At 50.8% G+C, this 11078-nt stretch carries 12 protein-coding genes; 9 read left to right on the top strand and 3 right to left on the bottom strand.

The window, feature by feature from the left end:
- Nucleotides 1-311: 311 nt before the first annotated feature.
- Nucleotides 312-1475 (bottom strand): sporulation protein YhbH, encoded by a 1164-nt coding sequence (gene yhbH / locus ACFRAM_RS06035; RefSeq protein WP_379465525.1) that lies wholly within the window; start codon nucleotides 1473-1475, stop codon nucleotides 312-314.
- A 143-nt stretch (nucleotides 1476-1618) separates the two neighbouring features.
- Between yhbH and ACFRAM_RS06030 the strand changes: the two genes are divergently transcribed.
- Together ACFRAM_RS06030 and ACFRAM_RS06025 are read left to right on the top strand one after the other, a co-directional pair.
- Nucleotides 1619-3208: an amidohydrolase gene (locus ACFRAM_RS06030; protein ID WP_379464985.1), complete on the top strand. Its 1590-nt coding sequence runs from the start codon at nucleotides 1619-1621 to the stop codon at nucleotides 3206-3208.
- A gap of 129 nt (nucleotides 3209-3337) precedes the next feature.
- Nucleotides 3338-3748, top strand: coding sequence for a hypothetical protein (locus ACFRAM_RS06025; RefSeq protein ID WP_379464984.1), 411 nt, complete (start codon nucleotides 3338-3340; stop codon nucleotides 3746-3748).
- A gap of 90 nt (nucleotides 3749-3838) precedes the next feature.
- Here the strand turns inward: ACFRAM_RS06025 and ACFRAM_RS06020 are convergent, their stop codons facing one another.
- The gene (locus tag ACFRAM_RS06020; RefSeq protein ID WP_379464983.1) at nucleotides 3839-4300 is read right to left on the bottom strand and encodes a hypothetical protein; all 462 of its coding nucleotides are present in this window, start codon (nucleotides 4298-4300) and stop codon (nucleotides 3839-3841) included.
- 418 nt (nucleotides 4301-4718) lie between these two features.
- On the opposite strand from ACFRAM_RS06020, the gene ACFRAM_RS06015 reads away from it, so the two are divergent.
- Nucleotides 4719-5102 carry a DUF423 domain-containing protein gene (locus ACFRAM_RS06015; protein WP_379465524.1) on the top strand — a complete coding sequence of 128 codons (384 nt, stop codon included), beginning with the start codon at nucleotides 4719-4721 and terminating at the stop codon, nucleotides 5100-5102.
- Between the two features lie 113 nt (nucleotides 5103-5215).
- On the opposite strand, the gene ACFRAM_RS06010 is transcribed toward ACFRAM_RS06015, so the two are convergent.
- A complete protein-coding gene (locus tag ACFRAM_RS06010; protein ID WP_379464982.1) occupies nucleotides 5216-5731 on the bottom strand; it encodes a hypothetical protein in 516 nt (171 codons plus the stop codon).
- Between the two features lie 223 nt (nucleotides 5732-5954).
- Between ACFRAM_RS06010 and ACFRAM_RS06005 the strand changes: the two genes are divergently transcribed.
- The 6 genes from ACFRAM_RS06005 (at nucleotide 5955) to sufU (ending at nucleotide 11059) form a co-directional block, all read left to right on the top strand.
- Complete coding sequence (locus ACFRAM_RS06005) at nucleotides 5955-6257, top strand: YunC family protein (RefSeq protein ID WP_066374063.1); 303 nt, start codon at nucleotides 5955-5957, stop codon at nucleotides 6255-6257.
- A 192-nt stretch (nucleotides 6258-6449) separates the two neighbouring features.
- Nucleotides 6450-6911: a Dps family protein gene (locus ACFRAM_RS06000; RefSeq protein ID WP_175374196.1), complete on the top strand. Its 462-nt coding sequence runs from the start codon at nucleotides 6450-6452 to the stop codon at nucleotides 6909-6911.
- Between the two features lie 401 nt (nucleotides 6912-7312).
- Nucleotides 7313-8095 carry a Fe-S cluster assembly ATPase SufC gene (gene sufC, locus ACFRAM_RS05995; protein WP_379464981.1) on the top strand — a complete coding sequence of 261 codons (783 nt, stop codon included), beginning with the start codon at nucleotides 7313-7315 and terminating at the stop codon, nucleotides 8093-8095.
- A gap of 27 nt (nucleotides 8096-8122) precedes the next feature.
- Nucleotides 8123-9424, top strand: a complete 1302-nt coding sequence (sufD, locus tag ACFRAM_RS05990; protein ID WP_379464980.1) for a Fe-S cluster assembly protein SufD — start codon at nucleotides 8123-8125, stop codon at nucleotides 9422-9424.
- The gene (locus ACFRAM_RS05985; protein ID WP_379464979.1) at nucleotides 9421-10644 is read left to right on the top strand and encodes a cysteine desulfurase; all 1224 of its coding nucleotides are present in this window, start codon (nucleotides 9421-9423) and stop codon (nucleotides 10642-10644) included. The genes sufD and ACFRAM_RS05985 overlap by 4 nt, the downstream gene beginning before the upstream one ends.
- Complete coding sequence (gene sufU, locus ACFRAM_RS05980) at nucleotides 10631-11059, top strand: Fe-S cluster assembly sulfur transfer protein SufU (RefSeq protein ID WP_066374069.1); 429 nt, start codon at nucleotides 10631-10633, stop codon at nucleotides 11057-11059. The genes ACFRAM_RS05985 and sufU overlap by 14 nt, the downstream gene beginning before the upstream one ends.
- Nucleotides 11060-11078 lie beyond the last annotated feature (19 nt).

Here is an 11078-nt window from a genome sequence, read left to right as displayed (position 1 = left end):
CTATTCGAATGCCATCTGCACCCCCGAGGCTGAGTGACTTTGATTACCTATTCGAATGCCATCTGCACATCCGAAGACTGAACGGCGCACATTTGCCTATCGACTTGCTTATCAGCTTGTTTTTTTCTTTTGCCATCCCTTGCTCAAGCAGGGGGAGCGCCGACCACAAAAAGAACACGGCAGGTTCAGGAATCCTCCTGAACACCGCCATGTTCTTTTTTCTACGTTATTTTTTAAGCAGATGGGCTTCTCATCAAGGAATATACCTGTTTTGGGATAGCCCCTTTTCAATGTGGATGGTCGGAGCGTTATCAGCTGTTCACGGATTCTTTTTTGCCGAAAAAAGTTTTCAGTGCCTGATAGACTTCCTTCTTATCCTTGATCACATAATGCATGAACTGCTCATGCTTCAGGTGGCGATAGGCTGACATCAGCGTGCTGCTGCGGTTATACTGGTTCACTTCACCGTAGCCGAAGAGGTTGCTGCGCTTTAGCAGCTCGCCGATCAGCTTGACGCAGCGCTCGTTATCAGAAGTAAGATTGTCGCCGTCCGAGAAGTGGAAGGGGTAGATGTTGTATTTGGACGGTGGGTACCTCTGATCAATAATTTCCAGCGCCTTCTGGTAGGCGGAGGAGCAGATGGTTCCACCGCTCTCGCCTCTGGTGAAGAAATCATGCTCGCTGACTTCTTTGGCTTCCGTATGATGGGCCAGAAAAACAATCTCGACCTTCTCATACTGGCGGCGCAGAAAGCGGGTCATCCAGAAGAAGAAGCTGCGGGCGCAGTATTTTTCAAAAGAACCCATAGATCCTGAGGTGTCCATCATCGCAATAATGACGGCATTGGAATGGGGGATCGTGATATCATCCCATGTCTTGTAGCGCAGATCATCGGGACTGATGCCGTGAATGCCGGGCGTTCCTCTGCTTGCGTTGCGGCGCAGGTTCTCCAGCAGGGTGCGCTTTTTATCGATATTGGACATCATACCCTTTTTGCGGATATCGTTGAAGACGATGGACTTCACTTCAATCTCTTCCTTGTCTTTCGGCTTAAGGTGCGGTAGCTCCATGTCCTGGAACAGAATGTCCTCCAGGTCCTCCAGATCGACCTCGGCCTCGATGGTATCCTGGCCTGGCTGATCACCTGCCCGTTCGCCTTTGCCCGGCTGGGCAGAGGAAGAATCGCGTCCCAGCACGTCTCCTACCTGGCTGTCTCCATCACCCTGCCCGACATGCTTCTGTTTGCGGAAGTTATAGATAATGCGATACTCATCCAGACTGCGGATAGGGACTTTGACGATTTGCTTGCCGTCCGACAATATAATATTCTCTTCGGTAACAAGGTCGGGCAGATTATCCTTGATGGCTTCCCTGACCTTCTGCTGATGGCGTTCCTGATCCTGATGGCCTTTGCGGTGCAGGGACCAGTCTTCTTTGGATACGACAAAGGTAAAGGGACCGGATGATTGCGACAGGATGACCACCTCCCCATGGATATAAGTTGCGCTATGAAGCCGGACCTTGCCGGCTTGTAAATAAAGTATATTCATGGCGACGAGGGATATGTGATAATCTCAGAAAGTAAAAGGTGAAGTGACCCGTAAAGGAGCAGAGCTTAATGACAACGATTCTATATAAAAATGGAAAGCTGCCGTTCCGCCACGTAGCGGCAGATGCAATCGTAGCTGAGAACGGCGTAATTACCGCCGTAGGGAACGGCAAGGAGCTGGCCTTGCAGCTTGCAGGCCGGTCTTACTCTACTGTGGATTGGGAGGGCGCCCATGTGCTGCCCGGTCTGGTCGATTCCCATCTGCATCTGGGGATGCATGGGATGAAGCTGGACATGCTTGATTTTACCGGCGTGTCCTCCAAGGAAGAGATGTTGCGCATGATCAGGGAACGCGCAGAAGTGACGCCCGCCGGACAGTGGATTCTCGGCTTGGGCTGGAACGAGAATGAGTTCAGCCCGGCGGTTGCTCCCCATGTCGGAGAGCTGGACGAGATCACGGACCGTCACCCCGTGTTCCTGACCCGGACTTGCTTCCACGCTTATCTTGGGAATAGCGAGGCTTTTCGCCGGGCCGGGATTACGGAAGGCACACCAGACTTCGCTTCAGGTGCGTACGGACGGGGCGAGGACGGCCGTCTGAACGGCTGGGTGTACGAGGATGCTTCCGCGCCGTTCATGGCCGTACAGCCCGCGCCAGACTATGCGGCCAAGAAAGAGGCGATGCGCCGCGGGTATCTGGACGCCTTGGCGCATGGGATAACCGCAGTCCACACTGAGGATCTGCGGTTACTGGACAGCGTGGAGACGATGCTGCGGATTCACCGGGAGCTGAAGGAGGAAGGATTGTTCTTCCGCACTCATCAGCTGCTGTACAACACCTATCTGCCTGAGGTGGAGGCGCTAGGTCTTCATGCTGGTCAAGGCGATGAGTGGCTTCGGCTTGGCGCGGTCAAGCTGTTTACCGATGGAGCCATCGGCGGCCGGACGGCGCTGCTGGAGCAGCCGTACAGCGATGCTCCGCATACGTCAGGCATCGCCATCTATACGCAGGAGCAGATTCATGAGATCACCGCTGCTGCCCGCAGGCTTGGTTTTCCGATTGCGGTTCATGCCATCGGGGATGCCGCTGCGCGCATGACGCTTACCGCCATGGAGCATGCGCCGCTCCCTATGTCCGCTGCATTGCCGGACCGGTTCATTCATGCCCAGGTCCTGAATGCCGGACTGGTCCAGCGCATGAAGCAGCTGCGGCTGATCGCAGATATCCAGCCCCGGTTCGTTGCCAGTGACTTTCCTTGGGTACTGGACCGGGTGGGGACAGAGCGGAGAGAATATCTGTATGCCTGGAACAAGCTGCTGTCCTCAGGCATCCCATGTGCCGGTGGCAGCGACGCTCCGATTGAGCCAATCAATCCATTCCTTGGCCTGCATGCCGCCGTCACCCGCCGTAAACCGGAGGAGACTCATGACGGCTATCTGCCTGGGGAGAAGCTCAGCGTAGAAGAAGCTGTGGGACTGTTCACGTTGGGGAGTGCTGTGGCAGCCGGCGAAGAGCATGAGCGTGGCGCCATCGCTGCCGGGCGCTGGGCTGACTTTACGGTTATTGACCGTGATATTCATGCTGATCCGCAGGAGCTGCTGCAGGTGAAGGTCCAAATGACCGTCGTGAATGGTCAGGTGGCGTATAGCGCGACCTGAGCCATGGTAAGGACGCAGAGGTGTCTGCGGGATATTTTTGCAACCAAGACTCCCAGGTTTACGTTAATAATGGGGTAGGTTAAATAGTTTGATAGAGAATACGATCTGAACCCCAAGGAGGCAGCCAAGATGAGACAGAAACGTTTATTCCCTGCCACAGCAGCAGCTGCTGTATTGCTGATGGCTTTGACCGCTTGTAGCGGAAATAACTCGGCGCAGCCCGCCGGCAACAATGCAACACCGGTGCCGACAGTGACCCCGGCTGAAAGTAATGAGCCCACACCTTCCCCTAGTTCCGAAGCTGATGCAATCATGGGAACTGGAATTTATAATGGTCAGATTGACAACCATTCTGTGGAGATTGAGACGAAGGATGGAGCTACTTCATTCGAATTGGGACTCGGGACGGAGAATGTGCCGGAGACCCTGAATGAAGGCGACTCTGTTATCTTTGAATATGTGGAGAAAACCGTAGAAGGCGATGAGAGTGTAAAGCAGCATATCCTGTTGAACCTTTCTTTGGCAGATACGGGAGGCTGACGCACGACTAGTGTACTTATAAAGGAAAACGGGTGTGCCATTCCTGAAAAGGAGGGCACACCCGTTTGTGTCTACGGTGAATTACCGTGATTAAAGTCCGCCAGCGTTGACGAAGACAGTAGAGATCAGCATCATGAAAAGAAGTACGATGACCCCATTGATAATGGTACCAATAATACCAAACACCTTGCGGCGGTTGCGCAGGGCGAGCCCGACGATGCCGACAACTACGCCAATCACATTCAGGGCTGACAGAATCAGTACGGAAATACCAATAGTGATAATGACTTCAGATGCACTGGCCAATAGATTTCCTGATTGATCGAATACGGAGGCTGCCATCGCGCCTACAACCACAAAAGCAATGACGTAACCAAGCACGGTGACCATACTGATGATGAATGAAGCGATGCCGGGCCCGGAATGCTTGAAATTCTGCTTCATCTCCTGGTAGTGATAGGGTTGCTGGAATTCAGACGGTTGTTCGCTGGCAAACCTGTCTTCTGATTCTGTGTCCAGCGGCTCTTGCTTCGATTGAGGATTATACTCCACAGACTACACTCCTTTAGAATTTATATAAGATGAACAAAAGAAAGGAACGAAAAGGGAGAAGGAACGAAGGGGAAGGTTTGGAACTGTAGGAGCGAAAGCGATCGCCTGAAAGCTTTCCTCAGGAAAGCTCGCCTCGAAAGCATAAGCTCTCCAGATTTCAACCGCTCGAAGCGGTTTTAAAGAAGAAATCTGGGGGCAACAGCGACCGGAAGTCCAAAAATTCACCGTAGTGACGACCGAGCTTTAGGTTAGTATCTTAAGTTCGCCTTATATTAAGAATAAATGTGTACTCCTAACTTTTTCATAAGGTGGAGTTAAAAGCAAGTCTCCGGACGCAAAAAGTTCATGGATTCCGGCTGGAAATGATCTGCGGTGATACGTTAAGATAGGGGAAGCTTATTCTAAGGAGTTGTCTATGATGCAACGCACATTTATGGCTTGGGGCGCCTTGCTGGCGATGCTGGCGGTAGCTATTGGCGCTTTTGGTGCCCATATACTGAAGCCGGTCATCAGCGAGCATTACATGACGGTCTATGAGACTGGCGTGCAGTACCATATGTTCCATGCGCTCGGCTTAGTGCTGATTGCTCTGGTTGCGGGACAATGGGGAGAGAGTGCCCGGCTCCGCTGGGCTGGATGGCTGCTGTTGATTGGCATCGTGCTGTTCTCAGGAAGCCTGTATGTCCTGAGCATCACCGGAATCAAGGTGCTCGGCGCTATCACGCCTCTTGGTGGTGTGAGCTTCATTGCAGGCTGGATCTGTCTGGCACTGGAAGCCTTTGCACGCAAACCTCAACGCTAGTCGCACACTATATGATCTTATTTACTAGAATGTCTTGGATTTAACAATAAACAAGCACCCGACCTTGATGATAAGGCGGGTGCTTGTTTATTGTTGGCCTGTTATGCCGTTCTTTACGAAAACTCGTCGATCTCGTACAAACTGAAGGTGTAGACTTGCTTCTCATCGACATGATAGACGCTGATCGAGTTGTCTGTCTCATCAAAATTCAAAATGCGGCAGGGAATGGATACCTGCTGTCCGCGGCGGTTCGCTCTCAGGCGGACCAACTGATTATTCTGAATATACTGACGGATCTTTCCATGCACATCGGAAGGCCCGTTGTCGGGAGCTTTCTCTGCGCTTGGCTCCGCTTGTTGCGGTGTTTGCTTCTTCGTCTGCTTCGCTGGCAATTTTATGGGTGTAGGAGGGGGAGTCTCCTGCTGCAGAGCCATTTTAGCCGAACGGAGAAGACTGTCTATTGTTCGCCCCAATTCAAGGCCCGAATTAATGTTAAAATCGGTAATCTTGTCATTGTTGTTCAACATCTCAAGCAAATATTGCAAGGCAAGCGGGTTAGTACGGGCATTGATCAGGATGTCGACGTTGAAAAGATAATTACCGTCCGTGTTTTGCAGTTTCTTGTCCATATTTCCCCCAGCTCAAATCGTTTGAAAACGATCTTTCAAAATAATAATAAAGCTTAATAAACTATACCACTAAACAGGACGAAAGCATATACCTCGTAATGGGGGAACGCGGACTTCATTTCTCTTTTGCCCATATGGAAATTATAGGTCTATCGTCCACACGCGGAGAGCTGGGTATGAATACAAATACATCGTGGATCGTCAAAACAAGGAGGTGTTGTCTGTGGTTACTTTGGAGCCCATTACGGTAGGGGGCCATGTCCTGGTCGGAGTGGAAGTCAAACTCCCCAAAACAACATTGCTTACCATCAGCACAAGCCGGGGTTACATTATGTGCGGTGCCCTGGACGTAGGCCTGCTGAATGAGAAGCTGAGCGACCGCGGGATCATCGCTGCGCGTGCAGTAGGCGTGCGGACGTTGTCGCAACTACTCGAAGCACCACTGGAGTCAGTAACTATAGAAGCAGAAAATCTGGGGATTCTTCCGGGTATGCCCGGATCGGAAGCATTGCTCCGCATGCTTTGAGATTCCAGATATCTTTTACTGAGGATAAGAAGTCCAGAGGGCCTGCGGGCCCTTTTTTGAATGTCATGAAGGGGGCATAAGGGGCTGCTTCTTGGTTCATCCTACATACGGAAGGGTAAATGGAGAATAGACAACGCTAGGCCGGACAGAAACCTGCAGCCGGTTAATCTACGGATAAGGAAGGGATAGAGAATGGCTAAAGCAACGAATAAAGTCGATACTGCATCGCTGGAACAAATTCTGAACCGTGAGGTAGCCAACCTGAATGTGTTGTACGTAAAAATTCATAACTATCACTGGTATGTAAAAGGAGAGCAGTTCTTCTCCCTGCATGTTAAATTTGAAGAGTTATATGACGATATCACGCTCAAAATGGATGAGGTGGCGGAGCGCCTGCTGAGCATCAAGGGACGTCCTGCCGCTACATTGAAGGAATATCTCGAACTGGCTACCATCCAGGAAGCAACGGGCAAGGAGGATACACGGGCGATGGTTCAGACCCTGATTGAAGACTTCGCGACTGTATCGGAGGAGCTGACGGAAGGGATTGAACTGGCGGAAAAAGGAAACGATCAGCCGACAGCCGATCTGTTCATCAAAATCCGCAGCGATCTGGAGAAGCAGCAATGGATGCTACGTTCTTTTCTGGGATAAAACTGCTGGATAGCAGACAAGTCATTTTGAGTTAAATAATGATAGTTCAGGATTCAAAAGAGCCTCCCGGCGGGAGGCTCTTCTTGTTGATTGAGGGATGCGCTTCATGAAAATTTGTAGACTTCTGTCACAAAAGCTATAATTCATGTATATCTAGCTTGAAGGGAGAGAATGTTCGCCGATGCCAGTCCTATAGCCCTGAAAATTGTAGATCAGCGTTTGTAAAAGAAGCTCATTTATAATAAAATTAATGAGAATCATTGATAATCAGGGATTTTCAATTTATAATAATTTTAATGTGATATACAATCTAATTGTGCTGGCAATCAGGGAACGCCCTGCTAAATACACATGCAGCTTTCTGATTTCGCAAATCACGAAAAATGGAGGGAATAACAGTTATGGCAGCAGAATTTGTCATCGAGGGATTGAAAGCGACGATTGAAGGGAAAGAGATTTTGAAAGGAATTAACCTTTCCATGAAGGGTGGAGAAATTCACGCGATCATGGGTCCGAATGGTACAGGTAAGAGTACACTGGCTTCCGCTTTGATGGGCCATCCTAAATATGAAGTAACTGAAGGAACAGCAACACTTGAAGGTGAAGACCTTCTGGAGATGGCTGTAGACGAGCGCGCACGCGCCGGTCTGTTCCTGGCAATGCAATATCCGAGCGAAATTTCCGGAGTAACTAACTCCGACTTCCTGCGCAGTGCAATCAACGCACGTCGTGAGGAAGGCAACGAAATTTCACTGATCCGCTTTATCCGTCAAATGGAAGCTAAGATGAAGGAACTCGAAATGAACCCTGAATTCCTGCACCGTTACCTGAACGAAGGCTTCTCCGGCGGAGAGAAAAAGCGTAACGAAATCCTGCAAATGATGATGCTGGATCCTAAGATTGTCGTGCTGGATGAGATTGACTCCGGCCTTGACATCGATGCACTCAAAATCGTAGCAGAAGGCGTTAACTCTATGCGTAGCGAAGAGCGCGGCTTCCTGGTTATTACTCACTACCAACGTTTGCTTAACTACATCAAACCAGATTTCGTACACGTAATGATGCAAGGCCGTATCGTGAAGTCCGGTGGTCCTGAGCTGGCACAGCGCCTTGAAGCTGAGGGTTATGAATGGATTAAGGAAGAGCTGGGCATTGAAGACGAGACTGTAGGACAAGAAGCTTAAGAGACGCCAGGAAGGAGGAGACCACTTATGACGACGCAAACCATTCTTCCGGTGGACGCCAAAGCCCTGAGCGAACTATCGCAAAGCAACGGCGAACCAAACTGGCTTCAAGCAAGCCGTTTGAGTGCACTGGAACTGGCAGCCGAACTTGAACTGCCTAAACTCGAAAAAACCAAGATTGATCCATGGAATGTGGACAATTACGGAACCTATAAATCAAGTCAAACACTGACTGACCTGAGTGCAGTCCCAGCTTCTATTGCAGAACTGGTGAAGGACCAGGAGCAGGGCAACCTGATTATTCAGCGCAACTCTGGTGCAGTGTACACTCACCTCTCCCCAGAACTCGCAGCACAAGGTGTGATCTTTACTGATCTGCAGACTGCAGCTAGAGAGCATGGTGAATTGGTACAGCGGTACCTGCATCAAGCCGTGAAGCCTGAAGAGCACTCCATTGCGGCGCTACATGCTGCACTTTGGAACGGAGGGGTGTTCCTCTACGTGCCGAAGAATGTCGTTATTGAAACGCCATTGCAGGCAGTGTTGCTTACAGATGACGCAGAAGCAGCCTTCGTTCCGCACATCCTGATTGTTGCGGACACGAACAGTTCTGTAACCTACGTCGACAACTATGTATCGGACAAGGCGGAAGCCGGTCTGCATAACGGTGCTGTGGAAGTGTTCGTTGGTGCTGGTGCGCATGTGCGTTATGCTACCGTTCACCAACTGGGTGCAGATACTGCGGATATTACCTATCGCCGTGCTATTGTGGATAACGATGGAACGATTGAATGGATCGTGGGCGAGATGAACTACGGCCATACCGCAAGTGACACTAAGTCGATCCTGAAGGGTAATGGCTCAAGCTCCGATGCTAAAGTTATTGCTGTAGGTTCTGGTTCACAGAAGCTGAACTATACTACACAAGCACAGCATTTTGGAAAAAACACACCAAGTGACATGATCACTCGTGCAGTAATGCGTGAGGAAGCTAATTCGATCATTAACGGAATTACCAAGATCGAGAAGGGCGCAACCCGTGCAGACGGTCAGCAGACAGAAAAAGTCCTGATGCTGAGTCCAAAAGCACGCGGCGACGCTAACCCGATTCTGCTGATAGATGAAGATGATGTTACAGCAGGCCATGCCGCTTCCGTAGGACAGGTCAATCCCGAGCAGGTCTACTACCTGATGTCCCGCGGAATCTCCAGACGTGACGCGGAAGCATTGATCATCTACGGCTTCCTGGCACCTGTCGTGTCTCAAATTCCACTGGAGGGACTGCGGACCCAGCTCCAATCCCTAGTGGAAAGGAAGTTAGGACAATGAATAGCACCATCCGCGAACAGTTCCCCATCCTGAACCAGAATATTAACGGGCATCCGCTCGTGTATCTGGACAGTGCGGCAACTTCGCAGAAGCCGCGCCAGGTGATTGAGGCGCTCAAGCATTATTATGAATGGGACAATGCCAATGTGCACCGCGGGGTGCACACTCTGGGCAGCCGGGCAACGGATGCCTATGAAGGCGCGCGTGAGAAGCTTGCCAAGTTCATCAATGCGCGGAGCACGAAGGAAATTATTTTCACACGTGGTACCACGACTGCTCTGAATCTGGTTGCTTCCTCGTATGGCCCTGCCAATGTTGGCGAAGGCGATGAGATTGTGCTCACCCAAATGGAGCATCACAGCAACCTGATCCCTTGGCAGCAGCTTGCTAAGAAGACAGGAGCAACTCTGAAGTATATCCCGCTGCAACAAGATGGCAACATAACCTTGGAGGATGCGGAGAAAACCATTACAGACCGGACTAAGATCGTGGCAATCGCGTATGTGTCCAATGTTATGGGGGTTACCCATCCGATCAAGGAGCTTGCTGCTATCGCTCACCGTCATGGTGCAGTGATTGTCGTGGATGGTGCACAGAGTACTCCGCATCTTAAGGTTGATGTGCAGGATCTGGATTGTGATTTCTACACACTGTCCGGGCATAAAATGTGCGCACCTACCGGCATCGGTGCCCTCTACGGAAAGAGAGCGCTGCTGGAAGCCATGGAACCCGTAGAATTCGGCGGTGAAATGATTGATGATGTGGGCCTGTATGAATCCACCTGGAAAGAGCTTCCGTGGAAATTCGAAGGCGGTACACCGATCATCGCTGGCGCTGTCGGACTGGGGGCTGCAATTGATTTCCTGCAGGAAATCGGGATGGATGCCATCCACCGTCATGAGATGAAGCTTGCCGCTTATGCTGAGCAGAGGTTGTCCCAAATCGACGATCTGACGATTTATGGACCCCGCAACCGCGAGGTTGGCGTTGTAACCTTCAATCTCGGGGATGTGCATCCCCATGATGTAGCGACTGTCCTGGATGCCGAAGGCGTAGCTGTTCGTGCAGGCCATCATTGCTGCCAACCGCTCATGCGCTGGCTGCAGGTCAGCTCAACGGCTCGGGCCAGCTTCTATCTCTACAACACCGAAGAGGATGTAGACCGGCTGGTGGATGCGTTAATCAAGGCAAAGGAGTATTTCACCTATGAACTTGGATGATTTGTACAGACGCGTAATTATGGACCACTACAAGAACCCACGGAATCGCGGCTCATTCGAGGACGATGCCTTGAAGATTGAACTGAACAACCCGACTTGCGGCGACCGCATTACGCTTCAGCTCAAGGTGGAGGATGGTGTTGTCAAGGATGCACGTTATAACGGTGAAGGCTGCTCAATCAGCATGTCATCGGCATCAATGATGACTGAAGCTGTTAAAGGCAAAACCGTAGCGGTTGCGCTGGATATGGCGGATCGTTTCTCCGGCCTCATGAAAGGCGAACCGGTGGAGTTCGAAGGCTATGAAGACATCGAGGCCCTCTCGGGTGTGAATAAATTTCCAGCGCGGATCAAATGTGCCACATTGGCCTGGAACGCGCTTCGTAAAGGTATAGACGAAGAAGAGAAACATTAATAACAGCAAACAAGGAGGC

This window comes from Paenibacillus sp. NPDC056722, from assembly GCF_042790635.1.
Classification (GTDB): Bacteria; Bacillota; Bacilli; order Paenibacillales; family Paenibacillaceae; genus Paenibacillus_AQ; species Paenibacillus_AQ agri.
The sequence above is the reverse complement of the archived record's forward strand: the minus strand, read 5'-3'. Positions and strand labels throughout refer to the sequence as shown.